We start from the raw sequence: 22,073 nt of genomic DNA, 5'->3' as shown, positions 1-22,073 counted from the left end.
ATTACTCGCAAAATCGGATAGGTGAAATTCAATTTTATCCAGTAATGGAGGGCCACGAACCTCTTTATACTCACATACTGGAAAAAGAATGGCATGATGCAATACAGTTAAGGAATCTGCCGCGTCGCCTCCATCGCGCAATTCCGGTCTGAATTCCTGCTCCAGCGAAACCATTTCAGGCCACACCGTTCCAACTGCAACAACAAAATGCACACGCTATGGACCGCTATACCAAACCCGCCGTACTGCTGCACTGGCTGATCGCCCTGCTGATCGTCTCCGCCTTCGGCCTGGGATTGACCATGGTCGACATCCCCGGATTGACCCCGACCAAGCTCAAATATTTTTCCTGGCACAAATGGATAGGCGTCACCGTACTGGCCCTAGCCTGCCTGCGGCTGCTGTGGCGCCTCACCCATAAGGCGCCCGCCTACCCGGCACATATGCCGCGCTGGCAGCAAAGCATGGCGCATTGGATGCATGTGGGCCTGTACGTACTCATGTTCGCCGTCCCGCTCTCCGGTTATTTCTACAGCCTGTCGGCCGGCGTGCCGGTGGTCTACCTGGGCATCGTGCCGCTGCCGGTGCTGATAGCGCCCGATCCGGAACTCAAGCCGCTGCTCAAGGATGTGCACTATGTGCTGAACATGATCCTGCTGGCCTCCTTCTGCCTGCATGTGCTGGCCGCGCTGAAGCACCAGTTCATCGACCGCGACAACCTCTTCCGGCGCATGCTGCCGTAAGCGGCTCGCCGGTATCGGGCTCCGCCGCGCGCCAACCGCCGCGGCACATGCCCATTTGCCGATTTGCCCCAAGCCCACTGTTTGTTCAGTTCGTTTCAGTTTGTTTTTACCGGAACCCCATATGACACTGCGAAGCTTCCTCTCCCCTTCCCTGATCGCCATCGGGGCGATCGCGCTGGCCGCTTCGGCCCAGGCCGCGCCGCTCAAGGTCGACACCGCCAAAAGCACGGTCGTGGCCACCTTCAAGCAACTGAACGTGCCGATTGACGCCAAGTTCAAGAAGTTCACCGCCGCCATCGATTTCGATCCCGCCAAGCCTGCCGAAGGCCGTGCCAGCGTCGACATCGATATCGCCAGCTTCGATCTGGGCGCCGCCGAATATAACCAGGAAGTGCAGAAGAAGGAATGGTTCAATGCGGCCCAATTCCCCAAGGCCACGTTCGTGACAAGCTCGATCAAGCCCAGCGCCGGCGCACCGGCCGGCACCAAATTCGATGTCGCCGGCAAGCTGACCGTCAAGGGCAAAAGCACCGATGTCAGCTTCCCGCTGACGTTAAAGAAAGAAGGCAATGCCCAAGTCTTCGACGGCACGCTGCCGATCAAGCGCCTGACCTACAACATCGGCGAAGGCGAATGGAAAGACACCGGCATGGTGGCCGATGAAGTGAACATCAAGTTCCATATCGTCGCCACGCCATAAACCGCCTCGCCGGCAGGACACACCAGCAACACCGCGCCATCCACGCAACAGCCCGAGTACCCCATACGCATCGCGTTTGAAGCGCCAACCTTACTTACAAGGAATCGATACATGAAACTGAACCACGTCCTCCTCGCCCTGATCGCCGCCGGCTCCGTCGGCTCCGCCTTCGCCGCCGACACCTACACCATCGATCCCAACCACACCTATCCCAGCTTCGAAGCCGACCACATGGGCGTGTCGTTCTGGCGCGGCAAATTCACCAAGACCAGCGGCACCGTGAACCTTGACCGCGCCGCCAAGACCGGCACCATGGAGATCACCGTCGACACTTCCTCGATCGACTTCGGCCATGCCAAAATGAACGAGCACGCCAAGGGCGCCGAGATGTTCGACGCGGCCAAGTACCCGACCGCAGTCTACAAGGGCACCGCCATCAAGTTCGAAGGCGACAAGCCGGTATCGGTCGACGGCACGCTGACGCTGCATGGCGTGACCAAGCCGCTGACGCTGGCCATCAACAAGTTCAACTGCATCCAGCACCCGATGCTCAAGCGCGAAGTCTGCGGCGGCGACGCCTCGGCCAGCTTCAACCGTGCCGACTTCGGCATCGACTACGGCGCGAAATACGGCTTCTCGATGGAAACCAAGCTGGCCATCCAGGTCGAAGCGATCAAGAGCAACTGATCAGCATAGGGCCTGACCGCCATACCAAAGCCGATGCCCAGCGCATCGGCTTTTTTTATGTCCCGGCGCGTGTGTAATTATTGCAATGGATCATTGAGCCGTTGGCCAGGATGTCGCACAATGACTCGCATTCGCCGTTTTGCGCTCTGCAGAACTTTTTAAAACGCGCTAATCTAGCGCTGTTCCAAAAGGATCAAGTAGCATGTCGATAGCAGACCTACGTAAAGACTACAGCCGCGCCAGTTTGTCCGAACTCGAAGTCGCCGCCGATCCAGTTGACCAATTTGCAATCTGGTTCGACGAAGCGACCAAAGCACAGATCCCCGAACCCAACGCGATGAGCGTTGCCACCGTCGGGCCCGATGGAAGACCATCTTCGCGCATCGTATTGATCAAACAATTTGATCAACATGGCTTTACCTGGTTTACCAACTACGACAGCCGCAAGGGAAAGGAAGTCCAAGCCAATCCGTACGTTGCCTTGCTGTTCCACTGGGTCGAACTTGAACGCCAGGTTCGCATCGAAGGAAAGTTGGAACGCGTCAGCCAGGAAGAAAGCGACGCGTATTTCTCCAGTCGCCCATTGGCCAGCCAATTGGGAGCGATCGCTTCCCGGCAGAGCCAGGTAGTCGCAGATCGCGGCACGCTGGAGCAGCAATACGACACGACGCAACGGCAACACGGCGACCACCCGGTTCGCCCCGCCCATTGGGGTGGTTATCGGGTCATCCCTGATCGCATTGAATTCTGGCAAGGCCGGCCATCGCGCATGCATGATCGTGTGCTCTACACCCGAGCAGGCAGCGGCGAATGGCAGCGGCAGCGCCTGCAGCCCTGATTCCTTGAACAGGGCTGTTAAGCATTCACGTCACTACGCGGAGGAAAATCGTGTTTTGGGAAAAGAAGCTTGACGCCTGGGTAGAGAATGTTCGCAACGCATCGGCACTGCCGCTCCGGCTGGTGCTGTGGAACGGCCAGCAATACGACTTCAGCAAGGAAGCCCCCGAGGTCACGCTGAAAGTGCCCCAGGCATCGTCCATCACCTCGCTGCTCAATCCCTCGCTCGCCAACCTCGGCGAAGCCTATGTCGAGGGCAAGATCGAAGTCGAGGGCGCGGTCAAGAACATCATCAGCGTCGCCAACGCGCTGGCGTCCAACACGCTCAAGGCCGAGGGCAAACTGGGGCGCATGGTGCGCAACGTGACCCACACCAAGAAGAAGGATGCCGAGGCGATCCAGTACCACTACGACGTCTCCAACGACTTCTACCAGTTGTTCCTCGATGAGCGCATGGTGTATTCCTGCGCCTACTTCGAGAACGGCGACGAGGACCTCGCCACCGCCCAGATCAAGAAAATCGACCACATCCTGAACAAGATCCAGCTCAAACCCGGCCAGACCCTGCTCGACATCGGCTGCGGCTGGGGTGCACTGGTGATCCGGGCGGCGCAGAAATTCGGCGCCAAATGCGTGGGCATCACCCTGTCGCAAAACCAGTATGCGCTGGCCAAGGAGCGCGTGGAGCGCGCCGGCCTCGCCGGCCAGGTTGACATCCGCCTGCAGGACTACCGCGATGTCGCCGGCGCCTTCGACCGCATCACCAGCGTGGGCATGTTCGAACACGTCGGCATCAAGAACCTGCCGCTCTATTTCAAGCAGATCAACAATCTGCTGGCTGACGGCGGCATGGCGATGAATCACGGCATCACCACCACCGACATCGACAACGGCGAATCGCCTTACGGCGCCGGTGAATTCATCGACAAATATGTGTTCCCGGCCGGTGAGCTGCCGCACATCAGCGCGGTCTTGAAGGCCATGCAGGAAGGCGGCCTGGAAGCGTTCGATGTGGAAAACCTGCGCCGCCACTACGCCAGGACCTGCGGCATGTGGGCCGACAATTTCGAAGCCAACACCGACGCCATCCGCAAAGTCACCGACGAGAAGCACTACCGCATCTGGCGCGTCTACCTGGCGGGCAGCGCCTACGGTTTCGAACGCGACTGGATCTCGCTGTACCAGGTTGTTTGCACCAAGGCCAATACCAGCGCACAAGGCTTGCCCTGGTCGCGCAACTATATCTACGGCAAATGAGGCGGATGCAGCACTCCCTCTTCCGGCCCCGGTGCCGATAGGCGGAGATGGCTCAAGGCTCAAATAAAAGCGGACGTACGGCTCACGCCATACGCCCGCGGAGCTGCCTTCCTTATTCCGGCTTGCTCTTGCCTGCGAATACCTCGCGCAATTTCGCCAACTTGGGCGCCACCACAAAAGCGCAATATCCCTGCAAGGGATGCTGCTGGAAATAGTTCTGGTGGTAATCCTCGGCTTTATAGTAAGGCTGCGCCGGACTCAGCTCGGTGACGATGGGCGCGTCCCACACCAGCGCCATCTCGGCAATGATGTGCTTGGCGGTATCGTGCTGAATCTCGTTCTGGTAATAGATGACCGAGCGGTATTGGGTGCCGACGTCGTTGCCCTGGCGATTCAATGTGGTCGGGTCATGAATGGTAAAGAATATTTCCAGGATTTCCCGGTAACTGATGATTTGCGGATCGAAACTCAGTTTCACCACTTCCGCATGGCCGGTCTGGCCAGCGCAAACCTGCTCATAACCGGGATTGACGACCGCCCCTCCCGTATAGCCGGACTCCACCGCATCGATGCCCTTGACCTGCTGATAGACCGCCTCCAGGCACCAGAAACAACCGCCGCCCAGCACTGCGATTTCGCTAGCCATACAGACCTCCCTGTTCTTGATTGCCATTGCATTAGTTAAAACTCTAACGCAAAACGGTAGCAACCGTGAACTTTGTTGACGCACACCAATACCACAGTGACCGCGTATTCACGCCAAGCTGCGGCAGGACTGGCCGCGATCCGCTATCATGCGTATGTCCGGCTTGCGCACTTATCATGCGCCGCCCTTTCGAATCAAACCCCATACTTTCGATGCACACACGCTTTCCGCGCGCCGAATCGCGCGAATTCGACGCCGCCCATTTCCGCCAGGCTCTGTCCCAATTCGCCACCGGCGTCACCGTGATCACCACGCGCCTGGCCGATGGCAACCTGCTCGGCCTGACCGCCAGTTCCTTCAATTCGGTCTCGCTCGATCCCCCGCTGGTGCTGTGGAGCCTGGGGACAAAGGCCAATAGCCTGCCGGTTTTCTCGGGCAATTCGCATTACGTCATCAATATCCTGGGCGCCGACCAAGCGCACGTGGCGCAGCAGTTCGCCAGCAAGAAGGAAGACCGCTTCGAAGGCATCCCCTATTCACTCTCACGCACCGGCCAACCCGTACTGGATGGCGTATCCGCCTGGTTCGAATGCCATAACCGCAGCCAGTATCCTGAAGGCGACCATGTGATCTTCGTCGGCGAGGTCGAACACTGCGAGGTCCATCCGCAGGCGGCCTTGGTATTCCACAATGGGGGTTTCATCAAAACCGGGGAAATCTGACCCACTCACGAGCTGCCTCTGCTTCGATGGCGCAAGCACGGCATAAAAAAAGCGCCCGAGGGCGCTTTTTCATTCAACCCGGCTGGATCAGAACTTGTAGCCGACAGACAGGAAGCTCACGATCGGATTGATCGTCAGGCTGGTGCTGGAGTGCGTGGTGCCGCCTGCGGCCGCCGGCAGTTCCGTAGTAATGTCGGCATTGGTCTTGAGCGGCAGGTAAGAAACCGAGAGAGCCACAGACCAGTTCTTGTCGAAGTTATAGGTCGCACCGATGTTGAACACAGGCGCCCACGACGAACTCAAGTTGGCGCTGGACTTGGCCGTAGTGACTGCGCCGCCACTGTACTTACTGGAGATGGTTCGCTGGAAGCCTTGACTCAGTTCGATGTTGTCATACCAGATATAACTCACACCGGCGCCGACGAACGGACGGAATTTGCTGTTGCCATCGCCAAAGTACCACTTGGCCACGATCGCCGGACTCCATTGCTTGGCCTTGCCGATCTCGCCAACGCCTGCCAGCGTGCCTGTGCCGTTCAGCTTGAAGGTCGGAGGAATGCCAAGGTCGGTCGTCAATGCGAAGTTATCGGTGAAGAAGTGAGTGAAGGCAAGGCCAAGCGTATCGGCATTGGTGATCGTCGCTCCCGAGCCTGAAATCGGGCCCGCTCCCGGACCGTCATTCTTGCGCAAAGTTTCGCTCGAATCCTGCGGCATCAGATGGAACCAACCCAAGTTCACGATATTGCTGCCGGCGGTCTGCGCCATGGCCGGAGCAGCGAATGCCGCCATCAAGGACAATGCGGCGATGTTGGGCAAAAGGGAAAATTGTTTCTGCATTTCTGTCTCCAAGAATTAAGGGCTGTGCCCAGATTTTTTATTCCCGCCGGCGGTGTCGGCAGGTTGTTTCCCAACGGCTGACGCACCGTTTTTAATTTTTTTCCACGTAAATCAGGGTAACCGCCCCCTCGATACTTACATCCATCAAACAAAAAGAACGTGCGTGCTATTCTTTGAAGATACTATGCCAGCTTTGTGACAATTTGTATAGACGATGTCGGCCGTTGTCTTGTTTTGACAACCAGCAACTGACCCGCAGGTCAGTACTAGCAAGGACGGCAGTGCTTCAGGGGAGGAAAGACGGCGCGCTCAGGCGCCGGTCAGACGCGACAGGATGCCGGTGGAATCGAAGGCGGCGCGGCGCAAGCGGTCGTTGACGCCTTGCCATTGTCCCGTCACGGGAAGGGCCTCGACGACGATGATGTCGGCGCCGGCGTGATCCATGTCGCGCAGGGCGGCATAGATGTCATGCGCATAGGCGTCTGCGTCTTGCGGCATGCGCCGCGCGGCAAACACTGGGGACGCTTGCGGCGCGCGGTGGATCAATGCCGCCGTCTTGTTCTGCGCATGCAGCCTGGCGAGCACCTGCGGCAGCTCTGCCGGATTGACCTGCACTACCGGCGTATGCGGCGCATAGTGCGCATCCAGCGTACCCGATGCGCGCGGCGCGGCGGCGTCCGGCGCGGCAGGCGCGACGCCCAGCACCGCGGCAATCTGCTCGGCGCTGATCTGGCCCGGGCGCAACAGCACCGGACCGTGGGTATCGATACGGCTGAGGTCGACAATGGTCGACTCGATGCCGACCTCGCTCTGGCCGCCATCGAGCACGTAATCGACCAGGCTGTCTTCATCACCGCCAAACTCTTCGCGTACATGCTCGGCGGTGGTGGGGCTGACGTGTCCGAATTTATTGGCCGACGGGCCGGCGATGCCGCCCTTGCCGCCGCGAAATTCGCGCAGCAAGGCCTGCGCCACCGGGTGCGACGGGCAACGCAAGCCCACCGAATCCTGGCCGCCGGCAACGGCGTCGGGAATGTGCGAGGCACGCTTCAAGATCAAGGTCAGCGGCCCCGGCCAGAAAGAGGCGATCAGACGGCGCGCCTCTATCGGCACCGATGCCGCCCAGTAGCCGATGTCGGCCTCGGGCGCCACGTGCACGATCACCGGATGGTTGGCCGGACGCCCCTTGGCGGCATAGATCGCCGCGATGGCGGCCGGATTCTCGGCATCGCCGCCGAGGCCGTAGACCGTCTCGGTCGGGAAAGCCACCAGCTTGCCCTGCTCCAGCTTGCGCGCGGCCAGCATCACCGCGGCCGCATCGATCCGCAGCGGATCGGGATTGTGCTTGTCGTCGCTCATGCCCGGTTCCTGGCGGCTCAAAGCGCGATGCCGAGGATGGCGCAAGCGGCGGCAAGCTGCTTTTGCGCCTCTTCGATGGTGGCGCCGGTGAAGGTCACATGGCCCATCTTGCGGCCGCGGCGCGCCTCGGCCTTGCCATACAAATGCAGGTGCGCGCCGGGCAATGCCAGCACTTGCTCCCATGCCGGCTCGCGCACGTTCTCGCCGTCGTACCAGATATCCCCCAGGATGTTCAACATCACCGCCGGCGAATGCTGGCGCGTGTCGCCCAGCGGCAGGCGGGCCATGGCGCGCGCCTGCTGTTCGAACTGGCTGGCGACGCAGGCGTCGATGGTGTAATGGCCGCTGTTGTGCGGACGCGGCGCCATTTCATTGACCACCAGCGAACCATCCTGCAGCACGAAGAACTCGATGCACAGCACGCCGACGTAATGCATGCTTTCGATGATCTGCAAGGCCGCCTGCTGGGCGCGCGCGGCAGCCTCTTGCCCGATGTTGGGCCCGGGCACTGTAGTCGTGAACAGGATGCCGTCGCGATGCACGTTCTCGGCGATCGGATAGACCACGGCCTGGCCGTCGTCCCCGCGCGCCACCAGCACCGAGACCTCATAGGCCAGCGGCAGCATCTTTTCCAGCACGCAGGTCACGCCCTTCATGTCGGCGAAAGCGGCGCGCACTTCATCCAGCGTGCGCACGCGCGCCTGGCCCTTGCCGTCGTAGCCCATGCGCGCGGTCTTCAGGATGCCCGGCAGCAGGTCGTCGCCGATGGCGGCGATATCGGCCTCGGAAGCGATCACGCGATGCGGCGCCGGCAATACACCGGAACGGCTGCCGCATTCGGTGAAGAAGGCTTTCTCGGCGGTACGGTCCTGGGCGATCGATACGCCGCTGGCGGCAGGCGCCACGAAGGTCTGGCCGGCCAGGGTCGCCAGGCTGTGCGCCGAGACGTTTTCGAATTCGGTCGTGACTGCAGCGCACAGGCCGCCCAACTCGGCCAGGGCGCGGGCGTCGTCATAGGGCGCGGCCAGCAGGCGGTCGGCCACCTGGCCGGCCGGGCAATCGGCATCGGCCTCCAGTACGGCGACCTTGAAGCCCATGCCTTGTGCGGCGTGGGCGAACATGCGGCCCAGCTGGCCGCCGCCCATCACGCCCAGCCAGGTGGCAGGCGTGGTCGAGGGAACGGCGGGCCGGGCTTGTTTCGGGGACTGCGTGGTCATACGGGCAATTTCATGTCGAGGGCGACTTGCGTCTGGGTCTTGCGGAAGGCTTCCAGCTTGGCGGCCAGCGCATCGTCGGTAGTGGCCAGGATGGCGATGGCCGACAGCGCCGCATTGGCGGCGCCGGCTTCGCCAATGGCATAGGTCGCCACCGGAATGCCCTTGGGCATCTGCACGATGGACAACAGCGAATCCTCGCCGCGCAGGTACTTGGACGGCACCGGCACGCCCAGCACCGGCACGATGGTCTTGGCGGCCACCATGCCCGGCAGGTGGGCGGCGCCGCCGGCGCCGGCGATGATGGCGCGCAGGCCGCGCTCACGCGCGGTCTCGGCGTAGGCGAACATCTGGTCCGGCATGCGGTGCGCGGAGATCACCTGCGCCTCGAACGGCACGCCGAAGTCCTTGAGGATGGCCACGGCGTTCTGCATCACATCCCAGTCCGAGGAGGAACCCATGATGACGCCGACCAGCGGCTTGACGACCTTGCTCATGGCTCAGTCCTTCAGCGTGTTGCCGGTCAGGCGTTCCAGCGCTTCGCGGTACTTGGCGCCGGTCTTCTCGATCACGTCGGCCGGCAGCGCCGGCGCCGGCGGGGTCTTTTGCCAGCCGTCCACGGTTTCCAGGTAATCGCGCACGAACTGCTTGTCGAACGACGGCGGCGAGATGCCGACCCGGTAGCTGTCGGCCGGCCAGAAGCGCGAGGAGTCGGCGGTCAGCACTTCATCCATCAGGTGCAGCACGCCGTTGTCGTCCAGGCCGAACTCGAACTTGGTGTCGGCGATGATGATGCCGCGGGTGGCGGCGTAGTCGGCAGCGGCGACGTACAGCTTGATCGCGATGTCGCGGATCTTGCCGGCCAGTTCGGCGCCGATGCGCTGTTCGGTTTCTTCGTAGCTGATGTTCTCGTCATGCTCGCCGAGGTCGGCCTTGGCGGCCGGAGTGAAGATCGGCTGCTCCAGCTTGGCGGCCTGCTGCAGGCCGGCCGGCAGCTTGATGCCGCAGATCGCGCCGGTGGCCTGGTAATCCTTCCAGCCCGAACCGATGATGTAGCCGCGCACCACGGCTTCCACCAGGATCGGCTTCAGGCGCTTGGCCACCACGGCGCGTCCGCGCACCTGCGCCACTTCGCCGGGCGCCACCACCGACTCCGGATCGACGCCGGTCAAGTGGTTGGGCACGATATGGCCCAGCTTCTCGAACCAGAAGTCGCTCATCTGGTTCAGCACTTTGCCTTTGCCCGGGATCGGCTCGTTCATGACGACATCGAAGGCCGACAGGCGATCGGTAGTCACGATCAGCAACTTGTCGTCGCCGACGGCGTAGTTTTCGCGGACCTTGCCCGTGCCCAGGAGAGGCAGGGAAGTAATCGAGGATTTGTACAGACTGCTCATGGTGGTATTCCGTAAAGTCAAAAACCGGGACCGCTGTAAACGGATCCCGGTTGGTTAGTGCGCGTGCGTCGAATGACTGAAATTACTGAACGATTTGCGCCAATTCGCCCTTCTTGTACTTCTCTGCAATCTTCTCCAGCGGCAGCGCCTTGATCTTGCCGGCCTGGCCTTCGCAGCCGAACGACAGGAAGCGCGCCTTGCAGACCAGCTTGGCCGCTTCGCGCGCCGGCTTCAGGTAATCGCGCGGATCGAACTTGGACGGGTTCTCGAACAGGTAGCGGCGGATCGCGCCGGTCATCGCCAGGCGGATGTCGGTGTCGATGTTGATCTTGCGCACGCCGTGCTTGATGCCTTCCTGGATCTCTTCGACCGGCACGCCGTAGGTTTCCTTCATGTCGCCGCCGAATTCGCGGATCTCGGTCAGCAGTTCCTGCGGCACCGACGAGGAGCCGTGCATCACCAGGTGGGTGTTGGGAATGCGGGCGTGGATTTCCTTGATGCGGTCGATGGCCAGGATGTCGCCGGTCGGCTTGCGCGAGAACTTGTAGGCGCCGTGCGAGGTGCCGATGGCGATCGCCAGCGCATCGCACTGGGTCTGCTTGACGAAGTCCGCGGCCTGGGCCACGTCGGTCAGCAGTTGCTCGCGGGTCATCTTGCCGTCGGCGCCATGGCCGTCTTCCTTGTCGCCCATCATGGTTTCCAGCGAACCCAGCACGCCCAGTTCGGCTTCCACGGTCACGCCGATGGCGTGCGAGAACTCGACCACCTTGCGCGAGACTTCGACGTTGTATTCATAGCTGGCGACCGACTTGCCGTCTTCCATCAGCGAGCCGTCCATCATCACCGACGAGAAACCCGACTTGATCGCGGCCATGCACACCGCCGGCGACTGGCCGTGGTCCTGGTGCATGACGACCGGGATATGAGGATAGGCTTCGACCGCCGCCGAGATCAGGTGGCGCAGGAAAGCTTCGCCGGCATACTTGCGGGCGCCCGCCGAGGCTTGCATGATGACCGGCGCGCCGACTTCATCGGCGGCCTGCATGATGGCGGTGACCTGCTCCAGGTTGTTGACGTTGAACGCTGGCAGGCCGTAACCGTTTTCGGCGGCGTGGTCCAGCAATTGGCGCATGGATACGAGAGGCATGATAAAAACTCCAGAACGATAAAAAATCAGTACTCGCCAACCCGCAGGATCTTCAGGGCGTTGGTGCCGCCAACCTGGCCGATCGGCTCGCCCCAGGTCACGACAATCAGGTCGCCCTTCTGCACGACGCCTTGCGCCAGCAGCAGGTCCTGCACGCCCTTCAAGACCACTTCGGTGTCGGTCGATTGGGCCAGTTCGAAGGTACGCACATTGCGGAACAGCGCCGCCTTCTGGCGGGTGGCCACGTTGGGCGTGATGGCGAAAATGGGAATATCGATATTGTGGCGGCTCATCCACAGCGCGGTCGAGCCCGACTCGGTCAGCGCGGCGATGGCCTTCACGCGCAAATGGTGCGCGGTAAACAGCGCGCCGTACGCGATCGACTGGTCGATGCGGGTAAAGCGCAGGTTGAGGAAATCGGCATCCAGGCGCACATCTTCGGAGCGCTCGGCTTCCAGGCAGATGGCCGACATGGCTTCCACGGTTTCCACCGGATACTTGCCGGAGGCGGTCTCGGCCGAGGTCATCACGGCATCGGTGCCGTCCAGCACGGCGTTGGCGACATCGGACACTTCCGCGCGCGTGGGCACGGCGTTGACGATCATCGACTCCATCATCTGGGTCGCGGTGATGGTCAGCTTGTTGGACGCGCGCGCCATCTTGATCATGCGCTTTTGCAGGCCCGGAACGGCGGCATTGCCGACTTCAACGGCCAGGTCGCCGCGCGCCACCATGATGCCGTCGGAGGTGTCGAGGATCTCCTGCAGCAGCGGGATCGCTTCGGCGCGCTCGATCTTGGCGATCATCATCGGCTTGTGGCCGAACGGCTCGGCGGCGACGTTGGCCAACTGGCGCGCCATTTCCATGTCGGTGGCGTTCTTGGGGAAGGAGACGGCGACATAATCGGCCTGGAAGCTCATCGCGGTCTTGATGTCGTCCATGTCCTTGGCCGTCAGCGCCGGCGCCGACAGGCCGCCGCCCTGGCGATTGATGCCCTTGTTGTTGGACAGTTCGCCGCCGATCTTGACCACGGTGTGGATCTCGTTGCCCATCACGCGCTCGACTGTCAGCACGATCAGGCCGTCATTCAACAGCAGCACATCCTCGCCCTTGAGGTCGCGCGGCAGCGCCTTGTAGTCCAGCCCCACGCGCTCCTGGTTACCCAGCTGGCAATCGGCGTCGAGGATGAACTTGTCGCCGTTGGCCAGCATGATCTTGCCATTCTCGAACTTCCCGACGCGGATCTTGGGCCCCTGCAGGTCGGCCATGATGGCGACCTTCTTGTTGCATGCGTCAGCCACTTCGCGCACCAGCGTGGCGCGGTCGATGTGGTCTTGCGGCTTGCCGTGCGAAAAGTTCAGGCGCACGACATCGACGCCGGCACGGATCATGCGGGTCAGGGTTTCACGGTCGCTGGACGCTGGACCGATGGTTGCGACAATTTTTGTTGCTCTGGACATGAGGACTTTCTAGTTTCGACTTAGTGAAGAAGCCCGCCAGATCCCGGTATGGGCATCGGGACTTGGCGGATGGCTTCCTGCCCCGGGATGCGCGTCTCCGGCGCACCCTCTGATTGATGATTATTGCGCGCGCTGCAGCAGGATGTCGACGGCCGGCAGCGGCTTGCCTTCCAGGAACTCCAGGAAAGCGCCGCCGCCGGTCGAGATGTAGCCGACCTTGTCAGCGATGTTGTACTTGGCGATCGCGGCCAGGGTGTCGCCGCCGCCGGCGATCGAAAAGCCCCGGGAGGCGGCGATCGCACGCGCCAGCGCTTCGGTGCCCTTGCCGAACTGGTCGAATTCGAACACGCCCACCGGGCCGTTCCAGACGATGGTGCCGGCGCCGCCGAGCTGATCGGCCAACAGCGCCGCGGTTTTCGGGCCGATGTCGAAAATCATGTCGTCGTCGGCCACGTCTTGCGCATTCTTGACGGTCGCCACTGCCGTCGGCGAAAACTCCTTGCCGCATACCACGTCGACCGGGATCGGCACCGAAGCGCCGCGCTTGGCCATCATGTCGATGATGGCGCGGGCGTCGCCGACCAGGTCCGGTTCGGCCAGCGACTTGCCGATCTTCAGGCCGGCGGCCAGCATGAAGGTGTTGGCGATGCCGCCGCCGACGATCAGGTTGTCCACCTTCTCGGCCAGGGTCTTGAGGATGGTCAGCTTGGTCGAGACCTTGGAACCGGCCACGATCGCCACCAGCGGGCGGGCCGGCTGGTTCAGCGCCTTGCCCAGCGCATCCAGCTCGGCCGCCAGCAGCGGCCCGGCACAGGCCACCGGCGCGAACTTGGCCACGCCGTGGGTGGTGGCTTCGGCGCGGTGCGCGGTGCCGAAGGCGTCGTTGACGTAGATGTCGCACAGCTTGGCGATCTTTTGCGCCAGTTCGTCGCTGTTCTTCTTCTCGCCCTTGTTCAAACGGCAATTTTCCAGCAGCACCACCTGGCCCGGCGCGACATCGACGCCGTCAACCCAGTTGGAAACCAGCTTGACCTCGACACCCAGCAGCTCGGACAAGCGCTTGGCGACCGGCGCCAGCGAATCTTCCGGCTTGAATTCGCCTTCCACCGGACGCCCCAGATGGGACGTCACCATCACCGCGGCGCCGGCCTTTTGTGCATCGCGAATGGCCGGGATCGAAGCGCGGATACGCGTATCTTCGGTGATATTGCCGGCATCATCCTGCGGCACGTTGAGATCGGCGCGGATGAAGACGCGTTTTCCTTGCAACTGGTTGGCAGAAATCAGGTCGCTCAGTCGGTTGAATTTCATAGGTTCAAATTCGAAGGTAGGGGCGAAAAATGCCGTATTTTACTCCAGCCTGCCTGCTTCCAGACGGTTTCTGGGGCTCGGCTGGACGCTAATTCACCCTGCGCGCTTGCAGGGCCGGCAGCGGTGCGGAAGAATTCGAGTTGCCACACAGACAACAACTCACAATATCAATCTCAACACAGTGAAGAGTGCCATTCCGGCCACAATAGTTCCCAGCAGATGGCGCGTCGCAGCAAAGAAAACCGCGCCGCCGATGCCTGCCAGCAGCTTGGGATTGGCCAGGCTGACGTCGACGATGCCTTCGGCAGCCACCAGGTCGGGGATGACAATGGCGGCCATGGCCGCCGCCGGCGCGTAGCTCAAGGCATGCTTGAGCCGGGGCGGCAGCTTGACGGCGTGACCGAACAGAAAGAAGCCGCTGCGGGTGATCAGCGTGGACAATGTCATGAGGGCGATGGCCGCCCAGATATACCAGTCGCTCATGTCGCTGCTGCCTCGTCTTCATCATCCTTGTCGCGCATCGGCAGGAACTTGTCCACCGTCAGCGCCGCGGCCATGCCCATGACCATTGCCGCCAGCAAACCCAGGCGATAGGGAAGATGCAGCGCCAGCACCGCCACGGCGCCCGACACCACCACCCCGACCAGCGCGGGCAGGTTGTTGGTCATCGGGATCATGATGGCAATCAGCGCCAGCGTGCCGGCAAAACCGATGTTCCAGCTTTCCGGAATCTGGCTGGCCAGCAGGATGCCGATGGTCGCGCCCAGTTGCCATGCGACCCAGCCGGGATAGCAGATGGCCGCGAAGAAGCCGATCTTGCCGGCCGGCTGGCCCACGGTATGGGAGGGGAAGCGCTGCGGGAAAAACGCCATCGAGATATCGCCGTTGAAAAAGCCGTACCAGACCCGGCGGTACCAGGGCAAATGCTCGAAATGCGGGGCCACGGCGGCAGAGAAGATGACGAAGCGCAAATTGACGATCATCGCCGTGAAAAACACCACCAGCAGCGGCGTGCCCACCGCCAGCAGCGGCAGCACCGCGAACTGCGCCGAACCGGCATACACCAGCAGGCTCATGCCCAGCGACTGGAAAATGCTCATTCCCGACTTGACCATGGCCATGCCCGACACGATCCCCCAGGCGAACACCGCCGGTATGGTCGAGGCACTGGCCCGCCAACCTTCCTGAAACGCTTCTCTTTCGACGCGGCGCGCCTCCGACAGCGCGGCGCTGTCCGATGGCGCGGCGGCGCCTGTCTCCTTCTGCATTGTTATTTCCGCTTTGCGCTTGATGAAATGGGTGGCCGTGCCGTTACTGGCACTGGCTTGCCTCACAGCATTTTTACCCAAGCCAGTCATTCTACAGATGAAAGTTTTTGCTCGCTTGAATCCGCTAAAATGGAGCCCTTTCGTTCCGTTTTCCGATTATTCCCCGAGGAGACATCCATCATGTCCATGGCAGACCGCGACGGCAAAATCTGGAAGGATGGCGAGCTGGTCGACTGGCGCGACGCCACCATCCACGTGCTCACCCACACCTTGCATTACGGCATGGGCGTGTTCGAAGGCGTGCGCGCTTACAAGACAGCGCAAGGCACGGCGATTTTCCGCCTCAGGGAACACACCCAACGCCTGTTCAACTCGGCCAAGATCTTCCAGATGGAAGTGCCGTTCGACCAGGAAACCATCTATGAAGCGCAGCGCCAGGTGGTGCGCGAAAACCGGCTGGAATCCTGCTATATCCGCCCGCTGGTGTGGATCGGTTCGGAAAAGCTGGGCGTGTCCGCCAAGGGCAACAAGATCCATGTCGCCATCGCGGCCTGGCCATGGGGCGCCTACCTGGGCGAAGACGGCATCGCCAAAGGCATCCGCGTGAAGACCTCGTCGTTCTCGCGCCACCACGTCAATGTGTCGCTGGTGCGCGCCAAGGCCTGCGGCTACTACATCAATTCCATCCTGGCCAACCAGGAAGCGCTGGCCGACGGCTACGACGAGGCGCTGCTGCTGGACACCGACGGCTACGTTTCGGAAGGCTCCGGCGAGAACGTCTTCATCGTCAAGAACGGCCGCGTGTACACGCCCGACCTGGCCTCCTGCCTGGACGGCATCACCCGCGACGCCGTGCTGACCATGGCGCGCGACCTCGGTATCGAGGTCATCGAAAAACGCATCACGCGCGACGAGATGTACTGCGCCGACGAAGCCTTCTTCACCGGCACCGCCGCCGAGATCACGCCGATCCGCGAACTGGATCGCCGCACCATCGGCAACGGCGCGCGCGGCCCCATCACCGGGAAACTGCAGTCGCTGTTCTTCGACGTGGTCTCGGGCAAGGCGCCACAGTATTCGCACTGGCTGACGCTGGTATAAGCCATCCGGATTCATTCACCGCATCAACGTTTCAACGCTCAAACAGCATCACCTACGGAGAAAAACATGAGCCAAGCTCAAGCATCCCAGGCAGTCGTCCAACTCGAAGGCAAGGACCTGCCGGCCCACTGCCCCAACCCCAACATGACCAGCTGGTCTTCGCACCCGCGCGTGTTCCTGGAACTGGACGAGCATGGCGCGGCCAAGTGCCCGTACTGCGGCACCCAGTACCAGTTGAAGCCGGGCACCGTGGTCAAGGGCCACTGAAACAAAACAAAGAGGGCCGCTGGCCCTCTTTTCATCTGCTTCGGAGATTCCCATGCCCCGCGCCAACATGATCCATGGCTCCCCCGATGAAATCGAGGCCGCCTACTACGACGCCCTCTCCCGCGCCGACCTGGAAGCGCTGATGGAGCTGTGGGCCGAAGACGAGGAGATCGTCTGCATCCATCCCGGCGCCCGACGCCTGGTGGGCCATGCCGAGATCCGCGCGGTGTGGGAAGACATCCTGGGCAATGGCGGCCTGCATATCCGGCCGCGCCAGTTGCACGCCACGCAGAACATGATGACGGCGGTGCACAGCGTGGTCGAAGAGATCAACCACGGCAACGATCCGCAACCTGAGGTGCATGTCATCGCCACCAATATCTACATGAAGACCGCGCTGGGCTGGCGCATGGTGATGCACCATGCCTCGGTGGCGCCGGGCGCGGCGCCGGCCGAACCGATTTCCAGCGGCGCCATGCTGCATTGACCCGCCCCTATCGCCACCACTCGCGCAACAAGGCCGCACCATGCTTTACATCCCGCCCCGCTGGCTTCCCGGCGGTCACCTGCAAACCATCTATCCGTCGACCTTCATCGCCAAACCGCCGGTCGCCTATCGGCGCGAACGCTGGCAAGCGCCCGATGGCGACTTCGTCGATGTCGATTTCGTCGACGGCCAACCCGGCCGCCCGCTGGTGGTGTTGTTCCATGGCCTGGAAGGCTCATCGGACAGCCACTACAGCCGCTCGCTGATGGCCGAAGTACAACGGCGCGGCTGGCACGGCGCGGTGCCGCATTTTCGCGGCTGTTCGGGCGAAATCAACCTGGCGCCGCGCTTCTACCATTCGGGGGATTCGGCGGAACTGGACTGGGTCTTGCGGCGGCTCAAGCAGCGCCAGTCGGACCTGGGCGCCACCCACCTGTATGCCGCCGGCGTCTCGCTCGGCGCCAATGCATTGCTGCGCTGGCTGGGCGAATCGCAGCATGAGGCCGAAATCGTCGACGCCGCTTGCGCGGTGTCGGCGCCGCTGGATCTGGCCGGCGGCGGCGCGGCGCTGGCGCGCGGCTTCAACCGCCTCTACACCTGGGTATTCCTGCGCACCATGCGGCCCAAATGCCTGGTGAAACTGGACCAGTTCCCCGGCCTGTTCGACCGCGAAGCGCTGCTGGCCGCGCGCGACCTGCATGCCTTCGACAACGTGGTCACCGCGCCGCTGCACGGCTACCGCAACACCGACGATTACTGGGACCGCGCCAGCGCCAAGCACATCCTGCACGACATCACGGTGCCGACGCTGGTCTTGAACGCCCAAAACGATCCCTTCCTGCCGGCGCGCCATCTGCCGCGCACGGCGGCGCCCGAGGTGGTACTGGAGTACCCTGAGCAAGGCGGCCACGTGGGCTTCGCCGCCGGCGGGCCGCCGGGACGGCTGGACTGGCTGCCGCGCCGGCTGTTGCATTTCCTGGAAGGCAAGAACGAATCTGCCTTCACGGAGCAAAAGGAAGGCATTCATGGATGAGATCGTCCGCCAGGCCATGGCCAAATGGCCCAACGTGCCGCACTGCTTCGGCTGGCTGCGGCTGGATGCGCGCGGCGGCTGGCGCATGCGCGACGAGCGCGCGCAGCATCTCGGCCTGCCCGGCGACCGTATCGCGCACCCGGCCTTGCTGGCCTTCATCGAACGCAACTACGCCGCCGACGAGGCCGGCCGCTGGCATTTCCAGAACGGTCCGCAGCGCGTGTATGTCGATCTCGAACTGATGCCCTACATCGTGCGCACGCAGCCGGGCGCCGATGGCCGCCCCGAACTCGTCCTGCACACCGGCCAGCGCATGGAAAAGATCGATGCCGCCTGGCTCGACCAGCAAGGGCGCCTGTACCTCAAGGAAGGGGAAAAAGCCGGCGCGCTGGACGACCGCGACATGTCGCACATGCTCAGCGCCTTGCAGGTGGACGGCAGCGCCGACGAGGATGCGCTGCTGCGCTGGATGGAAGGCGGCAACGCCGGCGCCGTGCTCAAGCTTGAGCATGCCGGCCGTACGGTCACCGTGCAGCGCCTGGACGCGAACGGGCTGGCGCGGCACTTCGGCTTTGTCGCCACACCTCGCCAGGAATGAAGGCGCTACAAATGAAGACGCTACGTTAACCGCGGTCCTTCATGTCCTTGGATTCATCCTTCCATTTTTCCTTCCACTCGCGCTCGCGCGCATCGATCATGGCCTGGTCGTAGAAGGTGGCGTCGGGCGCGCGGCGCGCGATCCCCAGCTGCTCGATGGCGGCCAGCAGGCTGCCATTCAAGGCGTAGGCTTCGGCCAGCGCCAAATGCTGCAGGGCCTGCTTGCCCTGCGCCGCATAGGTTTTCGCCAATTGCTTCTGGATCTCCGGATCGGTACGGTAGAGCTGCGCCTGGTCGCGCAGATACGCCACCGCCTGCTCATGGCGCTGGGCGGCAATCAGCGCATCGCCATACTGGCGCGCCGCCACGCGCGAGATCGGGAACTGCTTGCGCATCGCATCGGCCAATTGCAGCGCCTGCTGGCCTTGCTTGCGGGCGATCTTGATATCGATCTCCAGGCTGGCGAACATGATGCCGGTCTTGAACGGCTGCGACGCCTCCTGCGCCTCCTTGAGCATGGCGTCGGCCTGCTCCAGCTTGTTCTGCCGGTAGTAGACGTACGCCAGGCCGTACTTGGCGGACATCGTCTGCAGCTTGGTGTTCTGCTTCATCTGGCTCTGGAAACGCTCGGCCGCATCGCGCAGCCCTTGTACCGATTCGTTCTGCAGAACCTGGGTGCGCACGCGCACCAGCTGGAATTCGGGATTGTCCACGCGCTGCTTGTAGCGCTGGTCGCGGATGCGCGCCTCGATGTCGGCGATGCGCTCCGTGGTCAGCGGGTGGGTCAGCAGGTAAGGCGGCACGGCATCGCTGAAATTGCGCGAGGCCGTCTGCAAGCGGCCGAAGAAGGTGACCATGCCGGATGGATCGAAACCGCCGTCGCGCATGATCTGCAAGCCGATGCGGTCGGCCTCGCGCTCGGCATCGCGGCTGAAGTTGAGCTGGCGCTGGATGGCCAGCCCGGTGCCGCCCATCATGGTCGCCATGGCGGCATCGCCGCCGGCCCGGGAAACGCCCGCCAAGGCGCCCAGCACGATGGCGGCCAGCTGGATCATGGAATTCTGCTTCTGTTGCCCCAGCATGCGCGCGATGTGGCGCTGCGCGACGTGGCCGATTTCATGCGACAGCACGCCGGCCAGTTCGGATTCGGATTGCGCCGCCAGGATCAGGCCGCTGTTGACGCCGATGAAACCGCCCGGCAGCGCGAAGGCATTGAGCGTCGGGTCGCGCACCATGAAGAACTGGAAATCGAAACCGGCTTCGCCGCGGACCTCGGGATGGATCGATACCAGGTTCAGGCCGAAATTGTTGAGGTATTCCGACACCGGACCATCGTCGATGTAGTCGCGATCGCTGCGGATATCGTGCATGATCTGCTCGCCCAGCTTGCGCTCCATCAGCGGCGACAGGCCTTCGCGCTCGGTATCGCCCAAGGTCGGCAGGTTCTGCGCGACGCCGGCAAGCGGCGCCATCGTGAGCGGAACGGCGGGCAGCAACAGCAGCGCGGCAGTAAGCACGCGCGCCAGCATTCTGCGCGCCGGGCGAAACGGATGGCTAACGGACGAAATCTCGGATCGTTGCATGGACAGAATCTGAAAATAATTACCGTCGTGCCGGCACTGTTGAAAGCGGCGCCGCCAGGCTCCCTGCCCGGGCGAAAGCGCATTCCCCGGGACGCCGGCCTGGCCGCAGACGATTCCGGCACGCCTGCTATGATACCTGCTCTGTTTCCCCGTTCATCATTTTTCCCGGCAGATCGGCAATGACTACACCCAGCGACCCGCAATCCTCTCACGACGGCCTCACCCATTTCGACCAGGGCGGCCAGGCCCACATGGTCGACGTCGGCGGCAAGCACGAATCCCACCGTGTCGCCGTGGCCAGCGGCGTGATCCGCATGAAGCCGGAGACGCTGGCCATCATCGAATCCGGCACCGCCAAGAAGGGCGACGTCCTGGGCATCGCGCGCATCGCCGCCATCATGGCCGCCAAGCGCACGTCGGACCTGATTCCGCTGTGCCATCCGCTGGCGCTGACGCGGGTGGCGGTGGAGTTTGAAACCGACGCCGCCGACTCCAGCGTGCGATGCACCGCGCGCGTGGAAACCCATGGCAAGACCGGCGTGGAAATGGAAGCGCTGACCGCGGTGCAAGTTGGGCTGCTGACCGTCTACGACATGAGCAAGGCGGTCGACAAGACCATGGTGATGACCGATATCTGCGTGACAGAAAAACGCGGAGGCAAGAGCGATATCAACATGGCCCGGCCATAGGCGCTTGCGAAAAAGCGCCCCGCAGGGCGCTTTTTGATTGGCGTTCAGGCAAATCGCCTCACCGTGAATCAGCCACGGCAATTGGCGGGCGCGAAGCGCGCCTCCAGCGTGCCGGCGGCAAATCCGCTGTTGCGCGACGCGCCTTCCGGCGCCGTTGCCTGCGCGACACCGGCTGCCGCGCACTGCCATTGGATGGAGGAAGCGGTCAGGGTCGGGGTCAGCGTCAGTGTGCCGCCGTTGCCGACACGCTGGCTGAAAGTGATCGTAATGACGCCGCCCACGCCGCGCGTTGCCATGGGCGTGACGCTGATGTTTTCCACATTCTCGGTTTTTGTGAAGGCCGGCAATCCCAGTTGCGCCACCGTGAAGAGGCCATTGTTGGTATTGGCCTGCTCCACCACCGCCAGCTTGTAAGGCGCCGCCAGATTCAAGCCCTCGGCCACGCGCGAACGCGCGATGTAGTCCTGGAGTTGGCTGGCGCCGATGGTGGCGAGGATGCCGATGATGGCCAGCGTCACCATCAGTTCGATCAGGGTGAACCCTTGTTGCTGGTACTTGCTGACGACGGTTTTCATTGAGTTCCTGTTTAAAAATGGAAGACGTTGCCAGTATCGGCAGCGCCCATGATGCGGCAAAGCGAAATACTTCCAAACTAGCAAAATTTAACATCCGCCACACTGACCTGGATCAAGCGTGCGCGCCTGGTCCGGCTGGCCGGCGGCACCTTGGCC

At 62.5% G+C, this 22,073-nt stretch carries 25 protein-coding genes; 12 read left to right on the top strand and 13 right to left on the bottom strand.

All coding sequences use genetic code 11. From position 1 onward, the window contains the following. Positions 1-218 precede the first annotated feature (218 nt). The 5 genes from AC07N6_RS02965 (at position 219) to AC07N6_RS02945 (ending at position 4,224) form a co-directional block, all read left to right on the top strand. Positions 219-743, top strand: coding sequence for a cytochrome b (locus AC07N6_RS02965; RefSeq protein WP_494780828.1), 525 nt, complete (start codon positions 219-221; stop codon positions 741-743). 121 nt (positions 744-864) lie between these two features. Beyond that, on the top strand, positions 865-1,443 hold the full coding sequence (locus tag AC07N6_RS02960; RefSeq protein ID WP_494780827.1) for a YceI family protein: 579 nt from the start codon (positions 865-867) through the stop codon (positions 1,441-1,443). 111 nt (positions 1,444-1,554) lie between these two features. Next, positions 1,555-2,130, top strand: a complete 576-nt coding sequence (locus tag AC07N6_RS02955; protein ID WP_494780826.1) for a YceI family protein — start codon at positions 1,555-1,557, stop codon at positions 2,128-2,130. Between the two features lie 202 nt (positions 2,131-2,332). Further along, positions 2,333-2,968 carry a pyridoxamine 5'-phosphate oxidase gene (gene pdxH / locus AC07N6_RS02950; protein ID WP_494780825.1) on the top strand — a complete coding sequence of 212 codons (636 nt, stop codon included), beginning with the start codon at positions 2,333-2,335 and terminating at the stop codon, positions 2,966-2,968. 50 nt (positions 2,969-3,018) lie between these two features. Continuing rightward, positions 3,019-4,224 (top strand): class I SAM-dependent methyltransferase, encoded by a 1,206-nt coding sequence (locus AC07N6_RS02945; protein WP_494780824.1) that lies wholly within the window; start codon positions 3,019-3,021, stop codon positions 4,222-4,224. A 112-nt stretch (positions 4,225-4,336) separates the two neighbouring features. Here AC07N6_RS02945 and msrA read toward each other — a convergent pair whose 3' ends face one another. Next, positions 4,337-4,870 (bottom strand): peptide-methionine (S)-S-oxide reductase MsrA, encoded by a 534-nt coding sequence (msrA, locus tag AC07N6_RS02940; RefSeq protein WP_494780823.1) that lies wholly within the window; start codon positions 4,868-4,870, stop codon positions 4,337-4,339. A 212-nt stretch (positions 4,871-5,082) separates the two neighbouring features. On the opposite strand from msrA, the gene AC07N6_RS02935 reads away from it, so the two are divergent. Then, on the top strand, positions 5,083-5,592 hold the full coding sequence (locus AC07N6_RS02935) for a flavin reductase family protein (protein WP_494780822.1): 510 nt from the start codon (positions 5,083-5,085) through the stop codon (positions 5,590-5,592). A gap of 87 nt (positions 5,593-5,679) precedes the next feature. Here AC07N6_RS02935 and AC07N6_RS02930 read toward each other — a convergent pair whose 3' ends face one another. From AC07N6_RS02930 to AC07N6_RS02885, 10 genes are all read right to left on the bottom strand, one after another. Further along, a complete protein-coding gene (locus tag AC07N6_RS02930; protein ID WP_494780821.1) occupies positions 5,680-6,429 on the bottom strand; it encodes an OmpW/AlkL family protein in 750 nt (249 codons plus the stop codon). 309 nt (positions 6,430-6,738) lie between these two features. Further along, a complete protein-coding gene (locus AC07N6_RS02925; protein ID WP_494780820.1) occupies positions 6,739-7,788 on the bottom strand; it encodes an L-threonylcarbamoyladenylate synthase in 1,050 nt (349 codons plus the stop codon). 17 nt (positions 7,789-7,805) lie between these two features. Next, complete coding sequence (locus AC07N6_RS02920; RefSeq protein ID WP_494780819.1) at positions 7,806-9,005, bottom strand: 5-(carboxyamino)imidazole ribonucleotide synthase; 1,200 nt, start codon at positions 9,003-9,005, stop codon at positions 7,806-7,808. Beyond that, a complete protein-coding gene (gene purE / locus AC07N6_RS02915) occupies positions 9,002-9,499 on the bottom strand; it encodes a 5-(carboxyamino)imidazole ribonucleotide mutase (RefSeq protein ID WP_494780818.1) in 498 nt (165 codons plus the stop codon). Before purE ends, AC07N6_RS02920 begins: the two co-directional genes overlap by 4 nt. A 3-nt stretch (positions 9,500-9,502) precedes the next feature. Beyond that, on the bottom strand, positions 9,503-10,399 hold the full coding sequence (locus AC07N6_RS02910; protein ID WP_494780817.1) for a phosphoribosylaminoimidazolesuccinocarboxamide synthase: 897 nt from the start codon (positions 10,397-10,399) through the stop codon (positions 9,503-9,505). Between the two features lie 82 nt (positions 10,400-10,481). Beyond that, positions 10,482-11,546 carry a class II fructose-bisphosphate aldolase gene (gene fba / locus AC07N6_RS02905; protein ID WP_494780816.1) on the bottom strand — a complete coding sequence of 355 codons (1,065 nt, stop codon included), beginning with the start codon at positions 11,544-11,546 and terminating at the stop codon, positions 10,482-10,484. 26 nt (positions 11,547-11,572) lie between these two features. Then, on the bottom strand, positions 11,573-13,006 hold the full coding sequence (gene pyk, locus AC07N6_RS02900; RefSeq protein ID WP_494780815.1) for a pyruvate kinase: 1,434 nt from the start codon (positions 13,004-13,006) through the stop codon (positions 11,573-11,575). A gap of 120 nt (positions 13,007-13,126) precedes the next feature. Beyond that, on the bottom strand, positions 13,127-14,317 hold the full coding sequence (locus AC07N6_RS02895; protein WP_494780814.1) for a phosphoglycerate kinase: 1,191 nt from the start codon (positions 14,315-14,317) through the stop codon (positions 13,127-13,129). A gap of 159 nt (positions 14,318-14,476) precedes the next feature. After that, positions 14,477-14,800, bottom strand: a complete 324-nt coding sequence (locus tag AC07N6_RS02890; RefSeq protein ID WP_494780813.1) for an AzlD domain-containing protein — start codon at positions 14,798-14,800, stop codon at positions 14,477-14,479. Continuing rightward, positions 14,797-15,585, bottom strand: a complete 789-nt coding sequence (locus tag AC07N6_RS02885) for an AzlC family ABC transporter permease (protein ID WP_494780812.1) — start codon at positions 15,583-15,585, stop codon at positions 14,797-14,799. Before AC07N6_RS02885 ends, AC07N6_RS02890 begins: the two co-directional genes overlap by 4 nt. 180 nt (positions 15,586-15,765) lie before the next feature. On the opposite strand from AC07N6_RS02885, the gene AC07N6_RS02880 reads away from it, so the two are divergent. From AC07N6_RS02880 to AC07N6_RS02860, 5 genes are all read left to right on the top strand, one after another. Continuing rightward, positions 15,766-16,686 (top strand): branched-chain amino acid transaminase, encoded by a 921-nt coding sequence (locus AC07N6_RS02880; protein ID WP_494780811.1) that lies wholly within the window; start codon positions 15,766-15,768, stop codon positions 16,684-16,686. Positions 16,687-16,752: 66 nt separating this feature from the next. Next, entirely contained in the window at positions 16,753-16,953 is a 201-nt protein-coding gene (locus AC07N6_RS02875) for a zinc-finger domain-containing protein (protein WP_079216750.1), read from the top strand. Between the two features lie 52 nt (positions 16,954-17,005). Next, a complete protein-coding gene (locus tag AC07N6_RS02870; protein WP_494780810.1) occupies positions 17,006-17,440 on the top strand; it encodes a YybH family protein in 435 nt (144 codons plus the stop codon). A gap of 40 nt (positions 17,441-17,480) precedes the next feature. Then, a complete protein-coding gene (locus AC07N6_RS02865; protein ID WP_494780809.1) occupies positions 17,481-18,473 on the top strand; it encodes a YheT family hydrolase in 993 nt (330 codons plus the stop codon). After that, positions 18,466-19,071 carry a DUF2946 family protein gene (locus tag AC07N6_RS02860; RefSeq protein ID WP_494780808.1) on the top strand — a complete coding sequence of 202 codons (606 nt, stop codon included), beginning with the start codon at positions 18,466-18,468 and terminating at the stop codon, positions 19,069-19,071. Before AC07N6_RS02865 ends, AC07N6_RS02860 begins: the two co-directional genes overlap by 8 nt. A gap of 25 nt (positions 19,072-19,096) precedes the next feature. On the opposite strand, the gene AC07N6_RS02855 is transcribed toward AC07N6_RS02860, so the two are convergent. Further along, positions 19,097-20,599, bottom strand: a complete 1,503-nt coding sequence (locus AC07N6_RS02855; protein ID WP_494780807.1) for a beta-barrel assembly-enhancing protease — start codon at positions 20,597-20,599, stop codon at positions 19,097-19,099. Positions 20,600-20,832: 233 nt separating this feature from the next. Between AC07N6_RS02855 and moaC the strand changes: the two genes are divergently transcribed. Then, a complete protein-coding gene (moaC, locus tag AC07N6_RS02850) occupies positions 20,833-21,342 on the top strand; it encodes a cyclic pyranopterin monophosphate synthase MoaC (RefSeq protein WP_494780806.1) in 510 nt (169 codons plus the stop codon). Positions 21,343-21,410: 68 nt separating this feature from the next. Here moaC and AC07N6_RS02845 read toward each other — a convergent pair whose 3' ends face one another. Then, the gene (locus AC07N6_RS02845; protein WP_494780805.1) at positions 21,411-21,917 is read right to left on the bottom strand and encodes a pilin; all 507 of its coding nucleotides are present in this window, start codon (positions 21,915-21,917) and stop codon (positions 21,411-21,413) included. Positions 21,918-22,073: the final 156 nt, after the last annotated feature.

Source organism: Herbaspirillum sp. GW821-FHT09A12 (assembly GCF_059418325.1).
The sequence above is the reverse complement of the archived record's forward strand: the minus strand, read 5'-3'. Positions and strand labels throughout refer to the sequence as shown.

Bases quoted from the DNA above. Each gene is read 5' to 3' on its own strand.
- purE (WP_494780818.1), bottom strand. From the start codon at position 9,499: ATGAGCAAGGTCGTCAAGCCGCTGGTCGGCGTCATCATGGGTTCCTCC.
- AC07N6_RS02965 (WP_494780828.1), top strand. From the start codon at position 219: ATGGACCGCTATACCAAACCCGCCGTACTGCTGCACTGGCTGATCGCC.
- AC07N6_RS02875 (WP_079216750.1), top strand. From the start codon at position 16,753: ATGAGCCAAGCTCAAGCATCCCAGGCAGTCGTCCAACTCGAAGGCAAG.
- msrA (WP_494780823.1), bottom strand. From the start codon at position 4,870: ATGGCTAGCGAAATCGCAGTGCTGGGCGGCGGTTGTTTCTGGTGCCTG.
- AC07N6_RS02870 (WP_494780810.1), top strand. From the start codon at position 17,006: ATGCCCCGCGCCAACATGATCCATGGCTCCCCCGATGAAATCGAGGCC.
- AC07N6_RS02920 (WP_494780819.1), bottom strand. From the start codon at position 9,005: ATGACCACGCAGTCCCCGAAACAAGCCCGGCCCGCCGTTCCCTCGACC.
- AC07N6_RS02960 (WP_494780827.1), top strand. From the start codon at position 865: ATGACACTGCGAAGCTTCCTCTCCCCTTCCCTGATCGCCATCGGGGCG.
- AC07N6_RS02845 (WP_494780805.1), bottom strand. From the start codon at position 21,917: ATGAAAACCGTCGTCAGCAAGTACCAGCAACAAGGGTTCACCCTGATC.
- AC07N6_RS02860 (WP_494780808.1), top strand. From the start codon at position 18,466: ATGGATGAGATCGTCCGCCAGGCCATGGCCAAATGGCCCAACGTGCCG.
- AC07N6_RS02910 (WP_494780817.1), bottom strand. From the start codon at position 10,399: ATGAGCAGTCTGTACAAATCCTCGATTACTTCCCTGCCTCTCCTGGGC.
- AC07N6_RS02880 (WP_494780811.1), top strand. From the start codon at position 15,766: ATGTCCATGGCAGACCGCGACGGCAAAATCTGGAAGGATGGCGAGCTG.
- AC07N6_RS02890 (WP_494780813.1), bottom strand. From the start codon at position 14,800: ATGAGCGACTGGTATATCTGGGCGGCCATCGCCCTCATGACATTGTCC.
- AC07N6_RS02865 (WP_494780809.1), top strand. From the start codon at position 17,481: ATGCTTTACATCCCGCCCCGCTGGCTTCCCGGCGGTCACCTGCAAACC.
- pdxH (WP_494780825.1), top strand. From the start codon at position 2,333: ATGTCGATAGCAGACCTACGTAAAGACTACAGCCGCGCCAGTTTGTCC.
- AC07N6_RS02955 (WP_494780826.1), top strand. From the start codon at position 1,555: ATGAAACTGAACCACGTCCTCCTCGCCCTGATCGCCGCCGGCTCCGTC.
- AC07N6_RS02930 (WP_494780821.1), bottom strand. From the start codon at position 6,429: ATGCAGAAACAATTTTCCCTTTTGCCCAACATCGCCGCATTGTCCTTG.
- pyk (WP_494780815.1), bottom strand. From the start codon at position 13,006: ATGTCCAGAGCAACAAAAATTGTCGCAACCATCGGTCCAGCGTCCAGC.
- AC07N6_RS02925 (WP_494780820.1), bottom strand. From the start codon at position 7,788: ATGAGCGACGACAAGCACAATCCCGATCCGCTGCGGATCGATGCGGCC.
- fba (WP_494780816.1), bottom strand. From the start codon at position 11,546: ATGCCTCTCGTATCCATGCGCCAATTGCTGGACCACGCCGCCGAAAAC.
- moaC (WP_494780806.1), top strand. From the start codon at position 20,833: ATGACTACACCCAGCGACCCGCAATCCTCTCACGACGGCCTCACCCAT.
- AC07N6_RS02935 (WP_494780822.1), top strand. From the start codon at position 5,083: ATGCACACACGCTTTCCGCGCGCCGAATCGCGCGAATTCGACGCCGCC.
- AC07N6_RS02895 (WP_494780814.1), bottom strand. From the start codon at position 14,317: ATGAAATTCAACCGACTGAGCGACCTGATTTCTGCCAACCAGTTGCAA.
- AC07N6_RS02855 (WP_494780807.1), bottom strand. From the start codon at position 20,599: ATGCTGGCGCGCGTGCTTACTGCCGCGCTGCTGTTGCTGCCCGCCGTT.
- AC07N6_RS02885 (WP_494780812.1), bottom strand. From the start codon at position 15,585: ATGCAGAAGGAGACAGGCGCCGCCGCGCCATCGGACAGCGCCGCGCTG.